Source organism: Rhodococcus sp. 008 (genome assembly GCF_001682295.1).
Classification (GTDB): domain Bacteria; phylum Actinomycetota; class Actinomycetes; order Mycobacteriales; family Mycobacteriaceae; genus Rhodococcus_F; species Rhodococcus_F qingshengii.
Genome location: NZ_CP012749.1, coordinates 3,594,975 through 3,616,283, shown reverse-complemented (window position 1 = coordinate 3,616,283; position 21,309 = coordinate 3,594,975). Strand labels below are relative to the sequence as shown.

At 61.1% G+C, this 21,309-nt stretch carries 25 protein-coding genes and 1 tRNA gene; 15 read left to right on the top strand and 11 right to left on the bottom strand.

Going from position 1 to position 21,309, the window contains the following annotated elements; genetic code table 11:
- Positions 1-76 precede the first annotated feature (76 nt).
- Entirely contained in the window at positions 77-394 is a 318-nt protein-coding gene (locus tag AOT96_RS16835) for a WhiB family transcriptional regulator (protein WP_003943622.1), read from the top strand.
- Between the two features lie 9 nt (positions 395-403).
- On the opposite strand, the gene AOT96_RS16830 is transcribed toward AOT96_RS16835, so the two are convergent.
- On the bottom strand, positions 404-841 hold the full coding sequence (locus AOT96_RS16830; protein ID WP_039972685.1) for a hypothetical protein: 438 nt from the start codon (positions 839-841) through the stop codon (positions 404-406).
- Between the two features lie 237 nt (positions 842-1,078).
- Here AOT96_RS16830 and AOT96_RS16825 point away from each other — a divergent pair, with 237 nt between their 5' ends.
- Entirely contained in the window at positions 1,079-1,513 is a 435-nt protein-coding gene (locus AOT96_RS16825; protein ID WP_003943620.1) for an ATP-binding protein, read from the top strand.
- Positions 1,510-2,292, top strand: coding sequence for a SigB/SigF/SigG family RNA polymerase sigma factor (locus AOT96_RS16820; protein WP_003943639.1), 783 nt, complete (start codon positions 1,510-1,512; stop codon positions 2,290-2,292). Before AOT96_RS16825 ends, AOT96_RS16820 begins: the two co-directional genes overlap by 4 nt.
- A gap of 16 nt (positions 2,293-2,308) precedes the next feature.
- On the opposite strand, the gene AOT96_RS16815 is transcribed toward AOT96_RS16820, so the two are convergent.
- Positions 2,309-2,557 carry a hypothetical protein gene (locus AOT96_RS16815; protein WP_003943680.1) on the bottom strand — a complete coding sequence of 83 codons (249 nt, stop codon included), beginning with the start codon at positions 2,555-2,557 and terminating at the stop codon, positions 2,309-2,311.
- A 329-nt stretch (positions 2,558-2,886) separates the two neighbouring features.
- Here AOT96_RS16815 and AOT96_RS16810 point away from each other — a divergent pair, with 329 nt between their 5' ends.
- The 3 genes from AOT96_RS16810 to AOT96_RS16800 all read left to right on the top strand — a co-directional run bounded on the left by AOT96_RS16810 (position 2,887) and on the right by AOT96_RS16800 (position 4,908).
- On the top strand, positions 2,887-3,324 hold the full coding sequence (locus AOT96_RS16810; RefSeq protein ID WP_054187566.1) for an STAS domain-containing protein: 438 nt from the start codon (positions 2,887-2,889) through the stop codon (positions 3,322-3,324).
- 86 nt (positions 3,325-3,410) lie between these two features.
- Positions 3,411-4,388 carry a YihY/virulence factor BrkB family protein gene (locus AOT96_RS16805; protein WP_003943713.1) on the top strand — a complete coding sequence of 326 codons (978 nt, stop codon included), beginning with the start codon at positions 3,411-3,413 and terminating at the stop codon, positions 4,386-4,388.
- A gap of 316 nt (positions 4,389-4,704) precedes the next feature.
- Positions 4,705-4,908 carry a cold-shock protein gene (locus tag AOT96_RS16800; protein WP_003943666.1) on the top strand — a complete coding sequence of 68 codons (204 nt, stop codon included), beginning with the start codon at positions 4,705-4,707 and terminating at the stop codon, positions 4,906-4,908.
- A gap of 128 nt (positions 4,909-5,036) precedes the next feature.
- On the opposite strand, the gene AOT96_RS16795 is transcribed toward AOT96_RS16800, so the two are convergent.
- On the bottom strand, positions 5,037-5,276 hold the full coding sequence (locus AOT96_RS16795; RefSeq protein WP_064075807.1) for a CDGSH iron-sulfur domain-containing protein: 240 nt from the start codon (positions 5,274-5,276) through the stop codon (positions 5,037-5,039).
- Between AOT96_RS16795 and AOT96_RS16790 the strand changes: the two genes are divergently transcribed.
- Entirely contained in the window at positions 5,277-6,326 is a 1,050-nt protein-coding gene (locus AOT96_RS16790) for an iron-containing redox enzyme family protein (protein WP_058038939.1), read from the top strand. It abuts the gene before it with no gap.
- On the opposite strand, the gene AOT96_RS16785 is transcribed toward AOT96_RS16790, so the two are convergent.
- A complete protein-coding gene (locus AOT96_RS16785; RefSeq protein ID WP_037131016.1) occupies positions 6,283-6,981 on the bottom strand; it encodes a HemK2/MTQ2 family protein methyltransferase in 699 nt (232 codons plus the stop codon). The two genes, AOT96_RS16790 and AOT96_RS16785, sit on opposite strands and share 44 nt — an antisense overlap.
- Positions 6,982-7,090: 109 nt before the next feature.
- Between AOT96_RS16785 and AOT96_RS16780 the strand changes: the two genes are divergently transcribed.
- The 5 genes from AOT96_RS16780 to AOT96_RS16760 all read left to right on the top strand — a co-directional run bounded on the left by AOT96_RS16780 (position 7,091) and on the right by AOT96_RS16760 (position 11,080).
- Positions 7,091-7,858: a GAF and ANTAR domain-containing protein gene (locus tag AOT96_RS16780; RefSeq protein ID WP_054801039.1), complete on the top strand. Its 768-nt coding sequence runs from the start codon at positions 7,091-7,093 to the stop codon at positions 7,856-7,858.
- 219 nt (positions 7,859-8,077) lie between these two features.
- Entirely contained in the window at positions 8,078-8,782 is a 705-nt protein-coding gene (locus AOT96_RS16775) for a glycosyltransferase (RefSeq protein WP_042452319.1), read from the top strand.
- On the top strand, positions 8,779-9,717 hold the full coding sequence (locus AOT96_RS16770) for an acyl-CoA dehydrogenase (RefSeq protein ID WP_054826873.1): 939 nt from the start codon (positions 8,779-8,781) through the stop codon (positions 9,715-9,717). The genes AOT96_RS16775 and AOT96_RS16770 overlap by 4 nt, the downstream gene beginning before the upstream one ends.
- Positions 9,711-10,469, top strand: coding sequence for a PIG-L deacetylase family protein (locus tag AOT96_RS16765; protein ID WP_065352043.1), 759 nt, complete (start codon positions 9,711-9,713; stop codon positions 10,467-10,469). Before AOT96_RS16770 ends, AOT96_RS16765 begins: the two co-directional genes overlap by 7 nt.
- On the top strand, positions 10,466-11,080 hold the full coding sequence (locus AOT96_RS16760; protein WP_007726541.1) for a class I SAM-dependent DNA methyltransferase: 615 nt from the start codon (positions 10,466-10,468) through the stop codon (positions 11,078-11,080). The genes AOT96_RS16765 and AOT96_RS16760 overlap by 4 nt, the downstream gene beginning before the upstream one ends.
- Positions 11,081-11,132: 52 nt before the next feature.
- Here the strand turns inward: AOT96_RS16760 and tatA are convergent, their stop codons facing one another.
- From tatA to AOT96_RS16745, 3 genes are read right to left on the bottom strand one after another with little or no spacing between them, the layout of a single operon-like run.
- Positions 11,133-11,309, bottom strand: a complete 177-nt coding sequence (gene tatA, locus AOT96_RS16755; RefSeq protein ID WP_003943732.1) for a Sec-independent protein translocase subunit TatA — start codon at positions 11,307-11,309, stop codon at positions 11,133-11,135.
- Positions 11,309-11,980, bottom strand: a complete 672-nt coding sequence (locus AOT96_RS16750; RefSeq protein ID WP_007726540.1) for a Rid family hydrolase — start codon at positions 11,978-11,980, stop codon at positions 11,309-11,311. Before AOT96_RS16750 ends, tatA begins: the two co-directional genes overlap by 1 nt.
- Before the next feature lie 39 nt (positions 11,981-12,019).
- Complete coding sequence (locus AOT96_RS16745) at positions 12,020-13,600, bottom strand: flavin monoamine oxidase family protein (RefSeq protein WP_054826872.1); 1,581 nt, start codon at positions 13,598-13,600, stop codon at positions 12,020-12,022.
- A 238-nt stretch (positions 13,601-13,838) separates the two neighbouring features.
- Between AOT96_RS16745 and AOT96_RS16740 the strand changes: the two genes are divergently transcribed.
- Together AOT96_RS16740 and AOT96_RS16735 are read left to right on the top strand one after the other, a co-directional pair.
- Positions 13,839-15,350 (top strand): APC family permease, encoded by a 1,512-nt coding sequence (locus AOT96_RS16740; protein WP_042452324.1) that lies wholly within the window; start codon positions 13,839-13,841, stop codon positions 15,348-15,350.
- Positions 15,350-16,102, top strand: a complete 753-nt coding sequence (locus AOT96_RS16735) for an IclR family transcriptional regulator (protein WP_007726535.1) — start codon at positions 15,350-15,352, stop codon at positions 16,100-16,102. Before AOT96_RS16740 ends, AOT96_RS16735 begins: the two co-directional genes overlap by 1 nt.
- Before the next feature lie 3 nt (positions 16,103-16,105).
- On the opposite strand, the gene AOT96_RS16730 is transcribed toward AOT96_RS16735, so the two are convergent.
- The 4 genes from AOT96_RS16730 to dcd form a co-directional block, all read right to left on the bottom strand.
- A complete protein-coding gene (locus AOT96_RS16730; RefSeq protein WP_065352042.1) occupies positions 16,106-17,629 on the bottom strand; it encodes a hypothetical protein in 1,524 nt (507 codons plus the stop codon).
- A gap of 30 nt (positions 17,630-17,659) precedes the next feature.
- Positions 17,660-17,866, bottom strand: coding sequence for a hypothetical protein (locus AOT96_RS16725; RefSeq protein WP_007726530.1), 207 nt, complete (start codon positions 17,864-17,866; stop codon positions 17,660-17,662).
- Positions 17,867-17,957: 91 nt separating this feature from the next.
- Positions 17,958-18,242: a hypothetical protein gene (locus tag AOT96_RS16720; protein ID WP_054187570.1), complete on the bottom strand. Its 285-nt coding sequence runs from the start codon at positions 18,240-18,242 to the stop codon at positions 17,958-17,960.
- Positions 18,243-18,267: 25 nt separating this feature from the next.
- A complete protein-coding gene (gene dcd, locus AOT96_RS16715) occupies positions 18,268-18,837 on the bottom strand; it encodes a dCTP deaminase (protein ID WP_003943702.1) in 570 nt (189 codons plus the stop codon).
- A gap of 305 nt (positions 18,838-19,142) precedes the next feature.
- On the opposite strand from dcd, the gene AOT96_RS16710 reads away from it, so the two are divergent.
- Positions 19,143-19,216 (top strand) — tRNA-Gly (locus tag AOT96_RS16710).
- Positions 19,217-21,309 lie beyond the last annotated feature (2,093 nt).

Below are 21,309 nucleotides of genomic sequence, written 5' to 3'. Positions count from 1 at the left end.
GGACCGAGCTTTGCCTTAACACCCGACCTGGATCCGCGATCCGAGTCGAGTTCGTCACGCAGCGAAGGGAACGTCCATGTTCATGCGCTCCTACACATCTCCCAGGCCCCTTGCCGACGAGTGGGATTGGCAACTGTCCGGCACCTGCCGCGACACCGACCCCGCTCTGTTCTACGACGACACGAACGAGCGCGGCTCCAGGCGAGCGAAGCGCGAGAGTTCGGCGAAGCTGGTGTGCGCCAGATGCCCTGTCGTGCAGAGATGCCTGGTGCACGCCATCCAGACCGGGGAACCCCACGGAATCTGGGGCGGCATGACGGCGACCGAGCGAGAATCGTTGCGCAAAGCTCGAACTGAACCACTGATCAGTGCCGCGACGAGCTCACGAGAGTAGATAGGAACCTCAGGGCCTGGCCTCGTGGTGCCGCAAACCGTGCGTGCGGCGTCGCTCCTTCATCTCGGCTTCGAAGAGGTGCGGCACTCCGCCTGCCAGCTTGTCGCGCACCACTTTCTCGCATTCACGAAAAAACGACCAGTAGTTCTCGTCGAACTCTTCGACCAACTGGAAAGTCCAGCGCCCCTCGACCACGTTCCGGCCCATCAACTCGCCCTCGACCTGATCGGCCAGGTCGTCGTTGCCGCTGGATCGCAGTAGCTCGACGACCTCGTCGAGCATCAGATCGGCATGCCCTATCAGCTGATGGAAGTCGTACAGAGCACCGCGTGCCCGTTCCACCGTTTCAAGGGCGTTCGACAGCACTCCTGCCGCCTTCACCTCGTCATCAGTGACACCTTCCGGTCGTATGTGTACGGGGATCTGTCTGTCCGAATGGGTGTCCATGAAGCGGCTGTACCCGAACGACGCGAAAATGAAAGATGAGGATTCGGTACGTCCGCACCACAGGTGATGTGTCTCACAATTCATCCTCTAGTTCGGGTAAAGAGGGTTAGTTCGCCGGGCGAAGGGTAATCCAAGGCCATGAATACTTCCGGGGTAGAGATGGCTGGCACGCACGGCCGGTACCGGTCCTTGCCTCGGTCCGCCGGAATTACGCCACATCTACCTACAGGAAGCCCCTTGATCCCTCTGTCGAGTCCGACCGAAACCGAACTAACTCACGACTCCATCGCCTCGCTCCGCGTCCGCGCGTCGTACTCTCAACTTCCCACTCTGCGCGGAATCACCCGAACGGTTGCCAACAACACCGGACTCGATGTCGACGGAACAGCCGACCTTGCTCTGGCGATGGACGAAGTCGCGAGCATCCTCATCGGCCACGCGATACCGTCCAGCGACTTGACTTGCCGATTCGACACCGTCGGCCGCACACTTCGGACTGTCGTGTCCGTGATCGCGCACTCCGAGATACCCGACAAGTCGCACAGCTTCGGATGGTTCGTTCTCGAAGCGCTGGTCGATTCCGTCCGCTTGGAACAGTCGGAAATCGACGCGGACGGTCACATCACCCTGACGATGACGCTTGAAAAGGGCTTGCCCCAGGAGCGTGCGTGACCGCTGTCCCACCGGACAAGAAGGACCAGTACGAAACAGCTGTCGAACTGTTCGTCTCGATGGCCTCGCTTCCGCCGAATGATCCCAGCCGAGAAAAAATAACCACCTCGATCATCGAACTGTGCCTACCCCTGGCCACACACGTCGCTCGCCGGTACCAGGGGCGTGGCCAGCCTTTCGAGGACTTGGAGCAAGTTGCTCGCGTCGGGCTCATACAGGCCGTGCAGCGATTCGACGTCGACAAAGGATCGGATTTCCTCTCGTTCGCCGTCCCGACCGTCATGGGTGAGGTTCGCAAGCATTTTCGCGATCACGGCTGGTCCGTGCGAGTGCCTCGTAGCCTTCAGGAACGGCACCTTGCCCTCAACCGGGCGCTCACGACTTTGTCCCAGACGCTCGGCCGTGCACCGACAGTCGCGGAACTCGCCAAGGAACTCGACATCGAACCGGACGAGGTCGAACAAGGTTTGACCGCCGGTAATTCGTACCGAACCACACCGCTCGACACCGCGTCCGCCGGCGACGGGAGTGGTCTGACTCTGATAGACACTTTGGGACAGTACGACGAAGCGATCAGTCGGATCGACAATCACGAAACCCTGCGGCCCGCGCTCCTGGCACTACCGGAGCGCGAGCGCACGATCGTCGTTCTCAGATTCTTCGGCCATCTCACCCAATCCCAGATTGCCGAAAAGGTCGGCATCTCTCAGATGCATGTATCCAGAATCCTCACTCAGTCACTGAAGCAGCTACGCACCGAGATGGGTGAAATCTTCTGAAGGTACGTCTCGAGGATCAGATGTATTCCTGCGCAAGACGTTCCAGCTCGTCTCGATCAATGAGACCGGGCTGGCCGATGTCGAGGGCCTCGAGATACTTGTTGGCGAGGCGGTAATCGTGCCCCCACCGGCCGTGCTCGCCGTCCTGCTCGGTGCGCTGCACACTGGAACCGGGCGGAACCTCGTCCCGCAAACCGTTGGTCTCCGCGCCGATCAGTGTGTCGAGCTTGGTCGAGATGGCCGTGAGTGCATCGCGGTCGTTCATCTGATTCCCTTCGTCCGGTGACGCTGATCTTCCACCATACCGAAGCGTCGACCAAAAACATTGCACCGCTTAATATTCGACCTCTCACCTGGACCGATTCACGCCCTCGAGCTACACTGAACGGTACCGAGGTTGAGAATACAGCCGGGGTTGAAGCCACTGGCGCTCGGTTCGCATCAAGGCTCTGGATCAGGTGAGCATTTCCTGCGCACATCTGTATTGTTCATTTCCATTGAGCTCTAAAGCTTTCCACGCCTGGACGCATTAACTTTCCGCGCCGCCAGATCGGTCGTCAGCCTTTCGATGAAAGCACACAGACCGGATCTGCCATGAATCTGAATGAACTCGACCACACACCGATCGATTCCATCGATCCCTCAACACAATTGGGGCCGATCGTGGAAACGCATGGTTTCGCGGCCTGGCGGATAGCGCCCTCGACAGTCCTGATCCAGGTCGAGGTCGACCTCGACAAACTCTCCGCCCCAGCACTACGAGAACTTCTCAACTCGTACGCTGCGGAGTGGTCTCGCGTCATTCTGGACTTGTCCAACTCACTGTTCGTCGGTGCGGTCTGCCTCGAACTGTTCGCCGAGCTGAACTCCCGTTCGCGAGCCAACGACTTCCAGTGGGCCGCGATCGGGTCACACCCGCTTCGACGCTTGCTTCGCGCGGCGCGGGCGGAAGAGGAATTCCCGGTCACCAACTCTGTCGAGGGAGCAATGCGCGCGCTCGACGAAGCAGAGAAGTCACTCGAAGCCTCCTGACGCGACGGCTGCACCGGCGTCGAGCGCCGGGCGCTCGCAGCGACTAAGGTTCGTCGGGCTGTCCGACGAGCTGAGAGAGACCGAGAATGACAATCGCCAAGCGCCTCGATGCCTTGCAACAGAAGCATCCGGCCCTGGGGTTCCCGATAGCGGTCCTCTACAAGTTCCTCGACGATCAAGGTGTTTATCTAGCCGCGCTGATCGCTTACTACGGCTTCGTCTCGCTCTTTCCTCTTCTTCTGTTGCTCTCGACCATTCTCGGCTTCGTGCTGTCGGGCAACCCTGAGCTTCAGCAACAGATCTTGGACTCCGCGCTGCATCAGTTTCCGGTGATCGGTGACGACCTGGGCAATGCGCAACAGATCGGCGGCGGTGTCACGGGTCTGGTGATCGGAATCGTCGGTGGTCTCTACGGTGGCCTCGGTGTCGCTCTGGCTTGCCAGAACGCGATGAACACGGTGTGGTCGGTGCCCCGAAACATGCGACCGGATCCCATCCGCGGGCGTCTCCAAGGGCTACTACTCCTCGGCACGATCGGTCTCGCGATCTTGGGGACCACCGCTGTCTCCAACATCGGCGGTGCGCTTCATCTGGGCGGTTCGTTCAGCTTCCTACTGACCCTTGCGGTAGTCGTCTTGAATGCGGGCATCTTCATCGTCGCTTTCCGGCTCACCTGCGCCCGCCCGCTCTCGGTAGCCGATGTGGCACCTGGAGCGATCGCCGCTGCTGTTCTCTGGCAAGCACTTCAGTCCTTCGGTGCCCTCTATGTGACCTCTGTGGTGCGGGGTGCCTCCACCACCAATGGCGTCTTTGCCATCGTTCTGGGTTTGTTGGCCTTCTTGTTCCTCGCTGCAGCCTCGATCGTCATGTGTGCGGAAATCAACGTCGTGCGAGTCGACAAACTCCATCCGCGGGCGTTGTTGGCTCCGTTCACCGACAACACCGAACTCATCGAAGGCGATCGGCGCACCTTCGCCGATCAAGCAAAAGCACAACGCGCGGTTCCCCACGAGAACATCCATGTGACGTTCGACGGGCACACCAAACCCGACGATTCGGACTGATCTCGACCCCGATCGAGTTGGGTATTTGGTCCCCTCCTCGGTATCGGGGTGGCATTCTGCGCCGCGAATCCAGATTTAACACAGGTGTTGTCATTTCGCGCTGCATCGAAGGGACGAATACATCACAGCAGGTAAACGCGCATAGTTGAACAATCACCTGCTTCCGACGTGGTCCCGGAACGGGACAAAGCCGTCAAATACTGCAACTCGCCATGCATGTAATTGGAGACAGAAAAAGAAGAGCATGGCAGGATCAGGTGTGAGACCGGACTCTCGATGGGAGGGCTCGGCTCGATGGATCCAGGAGAATTTGGTTATGGCTCAGGGCAGTGTCAAGTGGTTCAACGGTGAAAAGGGCTTCGGATTCATCGAGCAGGAAGGTGGCGGACCGGATGTGTTCGTTCACTACTCGGAGATCCAGGGCAGCGGCTACAAGTCCCTCGACGAGGGCCAGAAGGTCGAGTTCGAGATCGGACAGGGCCAGAAGGGCCCCCAGGCTCAGAATGTTCGCGCCATCTGAGTTCGATCCCAGTCTGACTTCAGACTGAAAAGGCTGGACGCTGCACCGCATGGTGCCGGCATCCAGCCTTTTCTTGGTTTCCGGGTCGTCTTGGTTCACGGGTCGGGCTTGTTCCCAATTGGCACCGGTTACGTCGCTCGCGCCCGCTTCTTCTTGTGGGAGCTGTCGCAGAACGGCGCGATGCCGGTCCGCCCACATCGACACAATGCAACCGTAGAGCGCTTGTTCTCTATCGGAGTGCCGTCTTCACGGAGCAACTCGAAGTCACCACGCACCAGCAGCGGGCCGTCCGTGCAGGCGGTTATGGTGGTGTTGTTACCGGGAACACTCGGTGTTTCGGCAGATGACGATTCGGGAAACGCGGTCATATGTCCTCTTCAGTTCTCGATTCGGCCACTGGTGTGCCCACTTCCATGCCTGTTCCACAGGCCCGCGGCCCATTGAGCGCCACTCTCGTTTCCATTCTGCGCTCCTCGGCCGATCCGAGGGAGATTACGGCTGCCGCTGACGCGTACGAGGATGCACAGTCCACCGACCTCACCTACGACATTCTTCGTGACGACGACGCTCAGCTGACCCTGACGCTCCTCTACGAGCTTCATTTGCAGGGAATCGAGAACGTCTCGGACAAATGGGAGTGGAATCCGGACCTGCTCGCGGTGCGGTCTCGGCTCGAAGAGCGTTTCGAGTCCGCCATCGCGCAACTCGTGGGGACAGTGGAGTCGTCTGGCGACGTCGTGGCCGACCTCTGGTCGATGACCGCCCCCAGTGCAGGCCCAGGTCTTGCGTCCTTCATGGCGAAAGATGCAACGATCGATCAGTTCTCGGAGGTGCTGATTCACCGTTCGCTCAATCAGCTCCGCGAGGCGGATGTGCACACCCTCGGAATTTCGCGCCTCTCCGGTGCCGTCAAGGCCGCCCTCGTCGAAGTGCAGAGCGACGAGTACGGAGGCGGCCGCGCAGAGCGAATGCATTCGCGTCTTTTTGCCGACACCATGCGGGCTGTGGGTCTTTCGGACCGCTACGGCCACTACATCGATTCTGTTCCCGCGGTAACGTTGGCGTCGTTGAATGCTCTCTCGCTCTTCGGTTTTCATCGCCGCCATCTCGGAACGCTGGTCGGGCACCTGTGCGCTGTCGAGACCACGTCTGCGCTGCCGAGCAAACGATACAGCGCAGGACTGCGCCGACTCGGATTCGGTTCGGGCGCGACACTGTTCTACGACGAGCACGTGGAAGCGGATTCCGTTCACGAACAGATCGCCGTTCGGGAACTTGCCGGCGGTCTCGCTTCTTCGCAGCCGCACCGCACTGATGACATCTTGTTCGGCGCCGCAGCGTGCCTGGCGTTCGACGATCTTCTCGGCGATCACCTCACATCGAGTTGGGAGAAGGGCAAGACTTCGTTGCGCGAATGATCACGAGTTGTTCGATTTCCTGACCGGTGGTGATCAACCCTCGTGCCTCGAGCATGGTGCGCCTCTCGCGCATCACGGGCCCGAAGGGAACGTACTTCCGGGCTGAAATCTCTACGGCCATACCGTGTTCTTCGAGTATCGCCTCGGTCTTGTCGACCCCACACAGCACCGATTGCAGGAGAAGCAGTGTGCCGCCCGGGACGAGCACCTCGTGAACGGTGGCTGCGATCCTGTCGATGAGGGCGCGTCCGTCCTTGCCTGCGTCCCAAGCACGTTCGATTCCAGCGGTAGGGAGATCATCTGCAAGAGCAGGGACGTACGGCGGGTTGGAGATCACCAGATCGAAGAGTTCGCCGTGCACCGCCTCGGTGAGGTCGCCACGACGGGAGTCGATCGAGGTTCCGTTGAGGATCCCGTTGAGACGAGCATTGGCACACGCTCGGCGAGATATGTCGACCGCGACGACGTGGCCTGCGCCTGCCGCGGATGCCGCGACAGCGAGGGCGCCGGTCCCCGTGCAGAGATCCAGCACCCGACTGCGAGCGGTGAGGCGCTCGAACAGCAGCGCATCCGCCAGTAACGACGTGTCGTGTTGCGGTGGATACACACCAGGTAAACGCAGGATCATCATCGGCTCCTCTTTTTCAGGCGACATCGCACATCGCTGCGTGCGGCTACCCAGGAACCTCGGATTTCATGCAACATCGAAGCAAAGACCGCCTGGAACGGTTACATCGCCGCAATTTGCGGAGTAGACCTGAATCATGACAGGCAATGCGGACACCCCACAGGGAGCCGCGGCGTTTGCTTCCGCAGCAGATTCGCTCGACACCCTCGCCGAAGCGATTGCCGGACTCCGGTCCACTCTGAACACGGACGCGCATCTCGACTCCATGCTCCAACGTCTGGCCGAGACGGCGGTCAAAGCGCTGCCGGATGCCGATGCTGTCAGCGTGACGGTGCTGTCCGCCGATGGCCCACGAACTGCTGCATCTACCGCGGACTACCTTTCCGCGATAGACGATGCCCAGCATTCCGCCGATCGTGGTCCGTGCGTTGACGCCGCGCGCACCATGTCGTCGGTTCGGTCGAAGGTGGGTGATCACGACGACAAATGGCCGGAATTCACCGCCGAGGCCCGGAAACAAGGTGTCCGGTCCTACTTGTCCGTGCCGCTCACCATGGGCGAAGGAAGCACCGAACTTCTCGGCGCGTTCAACGTCTACGGATTCGCCTCGACAGAGTTCAAGCCCTTCGACGAAGAGTTGATGAAATTGTTCACCGCCGGTGCGGGCGCGGCGATCGCAGATTCACGACGCTGGCGTCGGGCACACGAGCACATCGAACAGTTGCACTGCGCCATGGAATCTCGTGCCGAGATCGAACAAGCCAAGGGCGTGCTGATCGCCATCCACGGCATCGACGCCGACGAAGCATTCAGCCGGCTCGTTCAGCAATCGCAGCACACCAACGTGAAACTGCACGAGGTGGCCCGGATGCTCGTCGATTCGGTGCGCCACCGCCGGTTCTGAAGATTCTTCGGTGCGAAACCCCGTTTTGCACCCAAAACCCCGTCTTGTACCCCGCCGGCACATCTCTCAAACGTATCCAGAGATGTTTCACCGAAACAGTTTTCGACCTGCACGGCTGCTGGCGGTCGCGCGGCGGCCCCCGTCCGAAATGTGGTTATCTGTTGAGAACCGGGACGAAAGAAGACCCGACCGTACCAGGGTGAGGAAAGGATCGTCACTGTGCCAATCGACCAGGTTCTTGTCGTAGTTCCCGCCCACAACGAAGCCGAAGACCTCCCCAATTGCCTTCGTGCACTCGCAACAGCGGCGTCTGCTTGCGTTGTCCCCGTCCGAGTGGTTGCCGTCCTCGACAACTGTTCGGACGGAACCGCGGGGGTCATCCCCGACGGGGTGGAAGTACTCCGCGTCGAGCATCAGAACGTCGGCCGTTCGCGAGCGACGGGTTTCTCTGCGTTCGGCTCGGATTTGGGGGCCTCAGCGTGGTTCGCCACGACCGATGCCGATTCGGTGGTCGGCCCCACCTGGATTGCGCGCCAATTGGAGTATGCGCGTACTGCGGACGTCGTCGCGGGCACCGTTCGCATCGCGGACTGGGAAGGCCATCCGCACTCCGTTCGCGAACGGTACGAACGTATGTACCACGCACATCCCTATGGTCGACACGGTCACGTCCACGGTGCCAACCTCGGTGTCCGCGCCGATATGTACTGGGACGTCGGAGGATTCTGCGATCTCGAAGAAGACGAGGATGTCGATCTCGTCCGGCGGTTGAGCGAGGCCGGTGCCTGTATCGCGTGGGCAGAGGACATTGCGGTCACCACGTCTGCGCGTCTCGACGGCCGAACTCCGGGCGGCTTTGCCGGACATATCCGTAACCTGGGTGGTACGACCGCCGATAACGAAGAAGCGGAGCTGGCACGATGAAACGACTACACACACTCCTGGACGCAGGTGGACTGTACTTGCCGCTGCCCGGCGGCGGCGCGACGGCCGCACGGTGGACCTCCCTGGCAGAGCTCACACGGGAGAATGTGGTTCTCGGCCGGATGGCTGAGGCTCACACCGATGCCGTCGCGATACTCACCGAACTCGACGGACCGGATCCCGAACCCGGGCAGCTGTGGGGAGTGTGGGCGGCCGAGCCACCCCAACCTGTGGTGAATGCGTCTGAGCACGTGGGGATCTGGACGCTCACCGGTCGCAAGTTGTGGTGTTCCGGCGCCAACACCTGCACGCATGCACTGATCACCGCCTTGGTCGACGGTGTCCCCTCCCTCTTCGCGGTCGAGCTCGGACTACCTGGGGTGCATCCCGTTCCCGATTCGTGGAAGGCCGTCGGTATGGCCGAAAGCGACTCCAGCGCGGTCGACTTCGACATGGTTCCGGCCATACCGGTCGGGACGGCAGGCGACTACCTGAGCCGCCCGGGGTTCTGGCACGGCGCGATCGGCGTGGCTGCATGCTGGTACGGCGGCGCCTGCGGCGTCGCTGATCCGTTGTACGACAAGGCTGCAAGCAGCGAAGACCCCTACGTACTCGCACACCTCGGTGCGGTCGATGCAGCGCTCGCCGCAGCGCGCAACGCGCTCGCAGTCGCGGCGGCCGAGGTCGATGCGGATCCCTTCGACGAAAATGCCGAGGCCATGCAGCGGGCACTCCGTGTGCGCGCAATTGTCGAGCGCGCCGCTACCGAGACCCTGGATCGGGTGGGACGCGCTCTCGGCGCCGCACCGCTCTGCATGGACGCCGCGCACGCCGCACGGGTAGCCGATCTCACCGTCTACTTGCGGCAGAGTCACGCCGAGAAGGATCTCGCCGAGCTGGGCCGGATTGCAGCCAAGGGGAAACGGCCGTGGTGAACTCGAAACTGTTCGCGCAGAAGCCTGTCGACGACGGCGGTACTCCCGAATCGACATGGCGGGAGTGGGGAAGAAGTTTTCCGGAACTGGATCTCACCGGATGCTCACGATTGATCATCGTCGCTCCCCATCCCGACGACGAAATACTCGGTCTGGGCGGAACCGCTCTTCTGGCAATACTTTCCGGCATCAGTGTTCAGGTCGTATCTGTCACCGACGGCGGAGCTTCGCATCCCGATTCACCGACCGTGACTCAGCCCGAGATGGAACGCCGTCGACGGTCCGAGTCGGATCGGGCAGCGCGTGTCCTCGGAATTCCCACACCGGTTCGATTGAGCATCCCGGACGGAAAGATCGGCGAGAACCGACAGGAGTTGACCGACCGCCTCAGCTCGATTCTCGGTGATTCCTCGGCGGATACCTGGTGCGCCTCCACGTGGCGCGGGGACGGCCACCCGGACCACGAAGCCACCGGATACGCGGCGGCGAGGGCGTGCGCGGACACTGGATCGCGCTTGATCGAGTATCCCATCTGGGCGTGGCATTGGGCCGCGCCGGATCATGCGGCAGTCCCGTGGGAAAGAGCACGAAAGGTGACCTTGCCCTCCGACGTTCAGGCTGCGAAATCTGCTGCCACCAATGAGTTCACTTCACAGATCGCTCCGCTTTCCGATCATCCCGCGGATGCACCCATCCTCCCCCGCCACGCGATGGAACGATTACTGAGGCCGTACGAGACGGTGTTCGTATGAGCGATCGTGAACTCCCCGCGGATTACTTCGCCAAGATGTATGCCGCACAGTCCGACCCATGGGATTTCGAATCCCGCTGGTACGAGCAGCGGAAGTACGCACTCAGTGTCGCTATGCTCCCGAAACCTCGATACCGTCGCGCATTCGAACCGGGGTGCTCGATCGGGGTTCTCACCGAGAAGTTGTCCGAGCGCTGCGACAGCGTTCTCGCCACCGACATCGTCCCGACCGCACTCGAGAGCGCTCGTGCGAGGCTTACCGGACATGACGCCGAATTTCGGCTCTGGGCCTTGGGTGACGACTGGTCCGAAGAAACCTTCGACCTCGTCGTCATCAGCGAAGTCGGCTACTACCTGACCTTCGAAAAGCTCATCGAGGCAATGCTGCAGGTCGTCGAGCATCTCGAGCCTGGCGGAACGCTGCTGTGCGCCCATTGGCGTCACGTCGTGCCGGAGTATCCGCAAAACGGTGACGCTGTTCATTCGGCTGTGCGCCAGACGCCGGGGTTGGCGCAGTTCGCGTCGTACCAGGACGAGGACGTGCTGATCGATGTCTTCGTGAAGGGTCCGCCGTCACCACCGTCGGTAGCTCGTTCCGAAGGTCTGATCTAGTAGACCTGTGCGCGGTTGAGGAGTGTGGGGGCTCCTCAACCGCGCACGGGGGTCAGTCTCGCTGCTCCAACGCGAGGTCCGTATCCGACTGCAGTTCACCGACTTCGGACTTCAGGATCCGCATCGACCTGCCGAGGCCCCGGGCCGCGTCGGGCAGCTTCTTCGAACCGAACAGCACCACGAGCACTACTGCGACGATCGCCCAGTGAGTCGGGCTGAGCGCGCCCATCAGGCGGGTTCCTTGCCGTCGGGGTACACCGCATCGACCTCTACCTCGACGAGCCAACCGGCAACGGGCAGTCCGGCAACCTCGAGGGCGAATCGGGTGGGCCGGGCGCTGTTTCGCTCGATCGGAGCGATCGGCTCGGCCGTGCCCATCGGCACCAACTCGGTGTCACCCGTGTCGAGATTGGTGTTGGCGAAGAACTGCCGGTACGCGCGATTCCATCCTGTGTAGTCGGCCTTGTCCGATCCCGGCGCGTTGTCGAGGAAGACGCGCATCGTCACGACGTCTTCGAGACTCAATCCCTGAGCTTCGAGGTTGTCGCGGATCTTCTTGAGTACATTGATGCCCTGCGCCTCGGTGACGGTGACACCGGTCGGCAGAACACCGCCGGAGAACTGACCGTCGATGTACGACTCCGGCGAACCTTCCGGCGCCGCCTTGTTTCCTGCCGACGGACCGATGCCGCTGGTCTTGTAGATTGCGGTGTCGCCGCCGATCGCGACGCCCTGAGCGATCATCGGGTTTGCCTGCCCCGCTTCGAGAATCGATTTCGAGACGAACGAACTCGATGTGGTCTCGGCGTCCGCCTCGTCAGACGAGCAGGCAGTGGCGAAGCCCAGTAGCGTGGTGGCGGCGAATGCCGCTGCAAGGACCTTGGTGCTGCGAGATTTCATGATTAGACCTCCAGAAAAAGTGATGGGAAACGAAGCACGTCAGGCAGTTTGCGCAACACGCTGATGCAGGTGGGTCACGACGTCCTGCGCGGACGTGAAGGCCCCGTGCTGCCAGGCGATGGCGTTGGAGAGGTGATCGCCGGCGAAGTAGATCCGGTCGACGGGTTCGAGCAGCTTGGTGTACTCGGGAGTTGCCATGCCGCCGTGGGAATCTCCCGCGCCGGCCCATGATGCCCAGGCGGATTCCGAATACTTGGTGCGACGCCAGCTTCCGGAGAAGGACGACGAGATGTCGCGAGTGTATTTGTCGCCGTGGATTTCTGCGCCTTCGGCGATGGCCTTTGCCAGCCGCTGACGGTGGGTGAGCGATTCGAAAGCCTGTTGACGCTTACCCGAGCTGTAGTACGCGACGACGACGCCGCGGTCGGAGTTGTAGTGATCGTAGGGGAACATGATCTGGGAGATGTCGCGGTCGGTGTTGGACGCGCCACCGTAGATGCGGTCCTCGGTCTCCCACCACCGACGCGAGTATTCGATACCGAGCTTGCCCGACGACGACGGCTTGGCTGCATCCAACGCGAGCAGGATGTCGGAGGGCAGATTGTTGTTCAGCCGCTTGATCAGGTGCGGTGGGATCGTGCAGATTGCGTAGTCGGCGGTGATCGACTTGGTCTTGCCGTCGACGACGTAGTCGACGGTGACGCCTTCCGGCACGTTCTTCATGCCGCTGACCTCGGCGCCGAACTCGATGTTGTCCATCCCGATCGCGTCCTGGAACTTGTAGTAGATCCGGTCCATGCCACCGACGGGGGTCATCATCGTCATGGCCTGGTCGTAACCGAACTCGAAGGAGAATGCACGCCCGATGCCGCCCTGGATGACATCGCTCATCCCGAATGGTTCGATCTCGGTTCCGAAGTTGAGGCCGGCGCCCGGCTCCGCGGAGTGCCCTCGACGCGAGGATCCGACATAGCGGCCGTCGCTGGAGAGATCGCCGAAGTCGGTGAGGAAGGACGAGAGTGCTTCTTTGTCTTCCTTGCTCAAGACCTGGTCGAGAGCGCCCTGATTGGTGGCCTTCTGCAGCAGCTCGGACATGTATCCGTAGGTGTCGGCTTTGGCTGCTCGGTAGGTGATCGACTGATTCGCCAGCGGCTTGTTGCCGGTGTAGTTGACGAAGGTGTTCGCATTCTGGTTTCCGAACATCTGCAGTTCGACGCCCAGTTCGCGGCAGTAGTCGATGGTGTTGTGATTTTGCGGAATACGCGTCGCACCGAGGTTGTAGAAGTGCCCCTCGGAGAACGAACAGGTCTGTGTCTCACCGTTCAGGTCGGTTTCTTCGGTGCCGTTGCGGATCGACCACACCCGACCACCCGGGCGGTTGCGTGCTTCGAGGACGGTGACCTTGTATCCGGCCTTCTGCAGTTCGTAGGCAGAGCACAGCCCGGACGGTCCGCCGCCGAGGATCACGACGGAGTGATTTCCCTTGACCTTTCCGATCAGGTCACCCGCAGCAGGTGCCTGAAATCGCCTCGGCGTCGACGCCACTGCCGGCGCCAGGCCGATGGACGACATAGCACCGAGTGCCAGGCCGGCGCCGCCGGTGATTCCCAGGCTGCGCATGAAAGATCTACGTGTGTATGGCATTCGAGCTCCCCAGTGTGCTCCCGGTGACCCGGGTGGTTGGTGTTGAACACAGACTTCAGGAGCGTTGGGTCCGGAACTTGACGCGCAGGAAACAGTCGGTGGGGACCGAGTGAGAAACGTGCGAGCGTTCGCATCTTGCTCTCTCACCCGAGTGCGATCAGCGGAAGCATGCCCGCAATATCGGCGTTACAGAACCGGACTAGCGTGACGCGACATGTCCGCTCTCACCGAAGCCATCGCGCGGTCCTTCACCACGCGCGAGAAGCAACCCCCGGCGCGATCACCGCTGCGGGCGTTGGGCCGTCGGCAACTCTCGGGCGCCGAAGTGCTGGCCCAGTCGGTGGCAACCACTGCCCCTGCTGTGTCGATGGTCGTTCTGCCCGTCACCATGCTGACACACGGCCGATTGTTGAGCGGGATGATCACCATCATCGCGGCCACCGTGCTGGTGACGCTCATAGCCTTCTGCGTTTCGCAGTTCACTCGCCGAATGGCTGCGTCGGGCGGATTGCACAGCTTCGTCTTTCGTGGCCTGGGCACCCGGGCGGCATTGACCACCGGCATCGCCATGCTGGTCAAGTACGTCGGCAGCGCGGTGATGACGCTCTATCACGGCGGACAGGCCGCAATCGCATTGCTCGGCTTCGCGGGTGTGCACGTGGACAAGACTTTTCACGTCATCGCGCTCTATCTGGGGATAGCCTTGCTGATTCTCGGCGCTCTCGTGCGAAGTGTCAGATTTGCCGCGCTCGCGATCCTCGTCGTCGAAAGCTGTTCACTTCTGTTCATCGTCGGGCTCATGATCCTGGGCGGTTCCGGAAGTCAACAAGCACAGATCGTTCCACCCACCTCCGGCCACGGGTTGTTACTCACCGCCCTGGCTGCCGTGTTCGCTCTCGCCGGATTCGAGAGCGCGGCCTTCTTCGGCCCCGAGGCCCGTCGTCCGCTGGTAACCGTCACCCGCACAGTCCTTCTCACTCCGATCATCTGTGGATCGCTCTTCATCTTCGCGGGCTGGGCCGCTTGGTCCGGGCGCAGTGACACCCTCGTCAACGCCTATCTCCACGGAACGGCGACGGGCGTGAGCCCCGGTGTCGTGATCGCGCTCAACGTCGGTCTGGGGTGCTCGTGGCTGGCGTCCTCGATGGCGTCGTCCAATGCTGCGTCACGCCTGGTCTATTCGTTCGGTGTCGAGCGCCTACTCCCCCGCCGGTTCGCCTCGGTTCACAGTGCCTTCCGTACGCCCTACTTCGCATTGACTACCGTGGTCTGCACCGTCCTGCTGGGCGGCGGAACCTTTGCCGTTCTCGGGCGCGGAGAAATCTTCGACGACGTTCGGCTGACTGTTCGCGGCGCCGTCATCGTGGCCTATGCACTGACGGCTATCGCATCCGTTGTCTTCCTGACACGGATCGGCGAGCACACTCCCGGCGTTCTCGCGGCCGCGTCGTGTGGCAGTGGTGCCGGCGCGATAGTCCTCGGTTACCTGGTTTATGCCAACACGATCGACCACGCGTACGTTGCACCGATCGCCGTACTCGTGATCCTGACCTCGGGCACACTCTGGCAGTTCTACCTGCGACGCCGAAGCCCCAAAAGTCTGCTGCACGTCGGCGCTTTCGACAGTCCCGAAACCGAGGACGTACTACCAGGAGCTGGGGTGTTCGCCACCGACGCAGCCGGAAACATCGTGCTGGTGGGCGAGCCGACTGCCGGCGCCCGCTGATGGTGGGCCGACCACGCGACCTCGGTGGGCACGAACCCCGAGCGGTTCAGCGCGCCCTTGCCCTCCTCGAGTCGGCGGCCAGGCTCGGATCGGGAGCCACCGCCAAGGACATTGCCGCCCTGGCCGACATCCCACCTGCCACTGCGTATCGGTTACTCAACATCCTTGTCGCCGACGGTTACCTGGTTCGGATCGCCGACCTCTCCGGCTTCGCACTAGGCCGACGCACCCGTGAATTAGCCGGGGCTGCCGCCGAACCCACACCCATCGACAATTCGGTGCTCCTCGAAGAACTCCGCGAACAGCTACGGTTCGGCGTCTACCTCGCGTCGTTTGCAGAAAACAGAATTCGGCTCGTCGATCGCGATCCCGACCACGAACTCAGTGGTGAACGGACACTGGTCACAGCCGTTCACGCGTCGGCTATCGGGAAGCTGCTCCTCGCCAACCGACCCGAATTGGCCGAGGCCCCACTGCGAAAGGTCACCGCACACACCATCACCGACGGCGACGCGTTGGAACTCGAGCTCTCGCGGATCCGGCGCGGTGAGGCCGCCCGTGAGGTCGACGAGATTCGTGTCGGGCGCTCCGCCGTCGCCGTCCCGATCCACGACGCGGAAAGGTGTGTCGTCGGTGCCTTGGCTGCGATAGGTCCGACCGGCAGACTTTCCGTCGACGACGCAGACCTGGTGGCACTGCTGCGGGAGTACGCGGAACGCATCGTTGCACCGACGATGTCGAAGGCAAGCTGAAAGTCAGAGGCCGAACACACGTTTGGCAAAGCCGAGATGCTCGTCGGCCCAGCCGATGACGCCGAGCGTGGAATCGAGATTCTGCGGCGGAGTGCGCACCAAGGTGTCGCGTCGGACGAGTCGGTCGAAATCGACCTGAGCGCGGTCGAACTGGACCCCGGCCGTGACCATGATGTTCGCCAGTTCTTGCGCCATCACCCCGTACGCGACTGTCGTGGGATGAACGCCGTCGAGCGAGAAGAGGCCGCCCGAAGCGCGGCCGCCGCGACCGTCGGCGGAGAGGAACAGCGAGTCCGGCACGGGTTGCAAGTCGGTCAGCGCCTTGGGAAGGGGGTACGGCGTCCACCATGGCGGCCGCGCATTGACGTCGGTGACGTAGCGCCGTGAGGCCACGCGCTCGAGCAACCCGGCAATATCGCAGAGGTACCAGTCCTTCCCCACCCGACGGGCATTCGCGACGGCTTGCTCGATTCCGTCGTTGTACATGTCGATTGCGGTGTCGACGGCCCACGCCTGCGCGCCGGTGATGTGCTGATCGCGTTGTGGGTCGAAGTCGGTGTCGCGCACCCACGGTCGTGCGTAGTACGGGAAGTAGCGGGATCCGATTTCGATCTTCCCCCCGAGCCCGTGGGCGATCGGTGCGATGGTCACGTGTGGGACGGTGCAGAGGATGACGTGCTGCGCGTTGATCTTCCGGATCGCGGCGAGCACCTCGGCATACTCCGACGCGAAGTGCTCAGGCCGCCACACCGTGTAGTCGCGCTTGCCGACCGGATCACGGAAGTTGTTGCCGCTCCACTCGACTCGGAGTTCGGTGACGGTGCGGAGCGCGTTGTTGGCACCGAGGAAGACGATCAGAGTTTCGATGCCTTCCTTGCCCAACTCCGCTGCTGCGTCGAACGCGGTCATACGCTTCTCGGCGTCGGAGCCTCGCGGCAGAACTCGCAGTGCGGCGCGCTCGCCGTTGTTCTCGACGATCTGGCTGATCAAATCGTCGTGCGGTTGGTGAAGAGCATCCTCGCAGCCCTGCGCCGTCTTGGTCAGAGCGTCACGAAGATCCCACCCGTACACCGAGAGGTTGTGGTTGATTATCGAGAATGTCGGCGCTTCGCTGCCCGGTCCGCGTTCCCAGTAGTCCTCTACCTGATCCATGAACGCACGTGCAGCAAAGAGTGCGAGCGGAACCTCCCAGAGGTCGAGCCGTGGGCCGAAGCGCTCCTCGAGGGTGCGGAGCAACAGTTCGATGTTGAGCGGAAGCCCGCCCGGGCCGCCGTAACGGGGAAAGCGGAACTGGTCGAGCCGGCCCAGCTGGTAAGCAATGATCGCCGGATACGACAGATCGGTATTGAAGATTGCCCCACTCTGAAATCCCTGCGACAGCGAATCCCCGATGACCACCAACTGGTGGGGAACATCGCCACCCGGTGGAACTACCGGAATCCCGATTGTTGAATCGAACTGAGGAACCCTGGGCCCTGCTGCGGCCGCGGCCACGACGTCGTCGGGAGTATCGGGTGGAAGTTCCATGCCCACTCACCTCCGGAAAAGTCCAGCTGGTCAGCTGATCAGTGGTGGCTTACGCCGATCGGCATTGTCCTGCTCCGATTGCTTCTCGATCGACCTGACAACCTCGTCGGCCCACTGTTGATTTCGCCCGTCGAATTCCGCGCGGTCCCGACGCGCGATACCCCGCCCCACCAGGATGGCAATCGGAATGGAACACACGACCCATACGAGTAGTACGCCTCCGACAATCCACCACATAACCAGTAATTGTGCCCGATTCGACGACTGTTGTGCTCCAGGTCGAAACATCTGTCCGAATCGGGGCGGTCAATCCAGTTGAGCGCGCAGGTCAGAAACGATCTGCGCCGACGGTTTCGCGGGCTTTGCGAACCTGATTCCAACCACGAGCGGCGATGCCGAAGGCAACAAGCGACATCAGATCCGAGACCGTCAGACCGTGTTCTCTGTTCAACGACCACAAGACCTGACCTTCCAGCGGTCCATTGAAGAACAGCCACGCCACCCCTGCACAGACGGTCACAACAACACTGGCTTTGGACGGCTTCATCAAACACACGGTGCTGGTCACGAACAACAAGTTCATGAAAACCAGACCGTAGAAAATTCCGATCATGCGACTCCCCCCGAAGTTCGTTCGTTCAGCCGCGGTTGAAGTTCAGGTACGCCTTCGACGGTGTCGGGCCGCGCTGGCCCTGGTATTTGGATCCGGCCTCGGAGCTTCCGTAGGGGAACTCTGCAGCGCTCGAGAGCTTGAGCAGGCAGAGCTGTCCGATCTTCATTCCCGGCCAGAGCGTGATCGGCAGGTTTGCGACATTGGACAGCTCCAGTGTGATGTGGCCGCTGAAACCCGGGTCGATGAAGCCGGCGGTGGAGTGCGTCAAAAGGCCCAGGCGCCCGAGGCTCGACTTACCTTCGAGGCGCCCGGCCAGGTCGTTCGGCAGTGAGCACACTTCGAGAGTCGAACCGAGAACGAACTCGCCGGGATGCAATACAAACGGCTCGCCCTCTGCCGGTTCGACCAGGCTGGTCAGCTCGTCCTGGCGCAGTGCCGGGTCGATGTGCGTGTACCGCGTATTGTTGAACACCCGAAACAGACCGTCCAGTCGGACGTCGACGCTCGACGGTTGCACCATGGAGTCGTCGAAAGGGTCGATACCCAGACGTCCAACGGAGATTTCGGCACGGATGTCACGATCGGAGAGCAGCACAGGTAGAGGTTACCGGTTCTGCGGGCAGTGCCGACCCATCGCCGGGGCGATCACATTGTGGTTACCGAACACGATGCGCGGGTTCTGGACTCCCACGGGAGAGCCCAGCCCCACCTATCTCAAGTTCTCCATCCCGAAAGGTGTTCCTGCGCACAAATTTTGGGCAAATCATTTACCGAAGGCGCCGACTTCGACACGCCTGTGTTGATCAATGGCGGCCGGGGACACCGCCGCTTGAAAGCTCGTCTGATAATGTTCGGAAAGCACGTTGATCGGCGGTGAAAACACGTCCGGTCGGCTGCGACGCCGATGTAGTTCAATGGTAGAACATCAGCTTCCCAAGCTGAATACGCGGGTTCGATTCCCGTCATCGGCTCCACAGATTCTCCGCAGTTCAGAGCCCTTTTGGGGCAGTCGAACTTCGCTTGTTTGGGACCCAATCCTGTGACAGGTACACGGCAGGTACACAACCCCTCCATTCAGTGATCAGTCAATGTGAATCCAACGAAAATGGGGGTGCTAGAGGACCGCGTCTCGGAATTCTGCAGTTCATCGATGCAGTCCGACTGGTCGTCCCCCGGCCTGAATCGGTGTCCATTGCGCGCACTGTCAGGAGAGTGCTGTCGACCTCGAAGCCGATGGTCGCCGGTACCTCGGTTCGTTTGCCGTCCATCAGTGATTCGAGCGCGACTACCAACCGATGGGGTTGGAAACTGTCTCCGCTCGGACTCCGCGCGCTTATCAGTTGAAGTTTTTGAAACCGATCTGCCGTAGCGCACCCGGACACCGGGGACCACAACTCATGCAAGAATGCAGATCTTCTCACAATCACAACTGTGAAAATACCCAAGCCGTCAAAAATCACCTTCGAAAAGAATCAAGTATGTATTCTTCCTAAGTATCGGACGCCCTAACCGTAAGTGCCAATGTACGACCTCGCTCTGCACGGATCCGGAGAGCCGGATAAAGCTCGAAGAAATACCCCAGTTTCGAGGACTGTCACATTAGCGTCGTGCTACCTTCCCGACGATCTTTAGAAACCGGCAGATTGGCCCCAATTCGATAGAAGGCCGTAAGTGTCCAGAGTCGAAACCTTATTCCCCGCAAGCATCGCAGCGCCTTCCCTGGTTATGACGTTCGGAGCTACGGCTTCTCACGCAACTCCCAAACCGGGCAACTTTGGCGCAGGTGCTTCTGGTGGACCTTGGTTGGTGGACTACAACTCCTCGAATCGCCTCGGATATATCAGGACAGTCACCTCATTCGGTCCAGGCTCGCCCGCTTACATTGCAGGTCCCAATTTCGACAGCAGGACATCTGCCCTGTATGCAGTAGCGAATCTTGCCGGCCCTAGACGGAGCGAGGAGGTGAATTCAAATGGATAACGTCCTCTTTGCTATCGTCAACATGATCGTGGCGATGGCGAACGGTTCCACGATCCCCTTCTCATTAGAAGGCGCAGGGCCACTAACCGCTCCCGACTTGTAGAGAAGATCGGCCGACCGCATGTGGATGACATTTTCAGCTCTGCCTGAAACCTGCATATCAGAAGATGCGTGGATCGTGCGGTGGTCACAAACATAAGCTCCCCTACCTGGCCAGGAAGGGGAGCTTATGTTTGACAGGTCTCAAATAGTCGGTCGAGGCCGCCCCGAATAGGATCAGCAACCGAATGTCACAGCGCCGACTGGTTTGATCACGCGAGTGTGCACCGTGAGCAGAATTCACACAGAGGTCGATTAATGTGCATCTGCTGAATCAGTCTTCTCAGCTCCGTTTGATCGAATACGTCTGCTGGCTCGAGTGCCCTTGCCACGGTGAGGCAAGCTACCAATCTCGGACGCGGGCGGGCGCTGTCACTTGATGTTGATGTTGACCACGATGGACCTGTACCTAGTTGGCACTGACCAATTTAGGTCGTCGAACAGGTAGCCGGTGGAAGCGCTTCGGTCTTCGGCCTGATCACGAGCGGCCGCTATGTGGTGAGAATCGGTCGGTCTCCTCTTGAAATGTAGTCGGCGAATCGTTCAATTCCTGCTTGTGAGAAGCTTCCTCGACCTGCGCGTCTAAGTGCGGCTTCGACGAATGGGAGCGGTTTCCTGCGGTACGTGCGGTAGATGCTGTCTAGTACTGGTTGCAGTGCCCGGCGTGCGAGGTCTGCTGTTTCCGGGTCTGAACCCCCGAATTTCACTGTCACATTCGGCATAGATACCCCTGCTGGTCGAGTGTCCGATTCCCTGGCCGGAAGCGTACGTATCGGGATCGCGAATCAGTACAGAAACACCAAAACGAGGCGCTAAGTCCCTACTTGCGGTGGATGCAATTCCGTCTTTGGGTTGACGAAAACAGCCCGACCGCGGCGTGCGGTCCGGCTTCTGTTCTACGACTCCGTGTTACGCCCCGAAGCCGAGGCTTCTGGTTTCGCCTGCTTCACGGGTGGGTGGCGAACTGCCGATGCTGACGGGTGTTTGC

Excerpts from the sequence above, each read along its gene's own strand:
- AOT96_RS16800 (WP_003943666.1), top strand. The coding sequence starts at position 4,705 with ATGGCTCAGGGCAGTGTCAAGTGGTTCAACGGTGAAAAGGGCTTCGGA.
- AOT96_RS16735 (WP_007726535.1), top strand. The coding sequence starts at position 15,350 with ATGGTGGGCCGACCACGCGACCTCGGTGGGCACGAACCCCGAGCGGTT.
- AOT96_RS16720 (WP_054187570.1), bottom strand. The coding sequence starts at position 18,242 with ATGATCGGAATTTTCTACGGTCTGGTTTTCATGAACTTGTTGTTCGTG.
- AOT96_RS16770 (WP_054826873.1), top strand. The coding sequence starts at position 8,779 with ATGAAACGACTACACACACTCCTGGACGCAGGTGGACTGTACTTGCCG.
- AOT96_RS16750 (WP_007726540.1), bottom strand. The coding sequence starts at position 11,980 with ATGAAATCTCGCAGCACCAAGGTCCTTGCAGCGGCATTCGCCGCCACC.
- AOT96_RS16760 (WP_007726541.1), top strand. The coding sequence starts at position 10,466 with ATGAGCGATCGTGAACTCCCCGCGGATTACTTCGCCAAGATGTATGCC.
- AOT96_RS16835 (WP_003943622.1), top strand. The coding sequence starts at position 77 with ATGTTCATGCGCTCCTACACATCTCCCAGGCCCCTTGCCGACGAGTGG.
- AOT96_RS16780 (WP_054801039.1), top strand. The coding sequence starts at position 7,091 with ATGACAGGCAATGCGGACACCCCACAGGGAGCCGCGGCGTTTGCTTCC.
- AOT96_RS16725 (WP_007726530.1), bottom strand. The coding sequence starts at position 17,866 with ATGTGGTGGATTGTCGGAGGCGTACTACTCGTATGGGTCGTGTGTTCC.
- AOT96_RS16810 (WP_054187566.1), top strand. The coding sequence starts at position 2,887 with ATGAATCTGAATGAACTCGACCACACACCGATCGATTCCATCGATCCC.
- AOT96_RS16815 (WP_003943680.1), bottom strand. The coding sequence starts at position 2,557 with ATGAACGACCGCGATGCACTCACGGCCATCTCGACCAAGCTCGACACA.
- AOT96_RS16790 (WP_058038939.1), top strand. The coding sequence starts at position 5,277 with ATGTCCTCTTCAGTTCTCGATTCGGCCACTGGTGTGCCCACTTCCATG.
- AOT96_RS16745 (WP_054826872.1), bottom strand. The coding sequence starts at position 13,600 with ATGCGCAGCCTGGGAATCACCGGCGGCGCCGGCCTGGCACTCGGTGCT.
- tatA (WP_003943732.1), bottom strand. The coding sequence starts at position 11,309 with ATGGGCGCGCTCAGCCCGACTCACTGGGCGATCGTCGCAGTAGTGCTC.
- AOT96_RS16805 (WP_003943713.1), top strand. The coding sequence starts at position 3,411 with ATGACAATCGCCAAGCGCCTCGATGCCTTGCAACAGAAGCATCCGGCC.
- AOT96_RS16785 (WP_037131016.1), bottom strand. The coding sequence starts at position 6,981 with ATGTCGCCTGAAAAAGAGGAGCCGATGATGATCCTGCGTTTACCTGGT.
- AOT96_RS16730 (WP_065352042.1), bottom strand. The coding sequence starts at position 17,629 with ATGGAACTTCCACCCGATACTCCCGACGACGTCGTGGCCGCGGCCGCA.
- AOT96_RS16795 (WP_064075807.1), bottom strand. The coding sequence starts at position 5,276 with ATGACCGCGTTTCCCGAATCGTCATCTGCCGAAACACCGAGTGTTCCC.
- AOT96_RS16830 (WP_039972685.1), bottom strand. The coding sequence starts at position 841 with ATGGACACCCATTCGGACAGACAGATCCCCGTACACATACGACCGGAA.
- AOT96_RS16740 (WP_042452324.1), top strand. The coding sequence starts at position 13,839 with ATGTCCGCTCTCACCGAAGCCATCGCGCGGTCCTTCACCACGCGCGAG.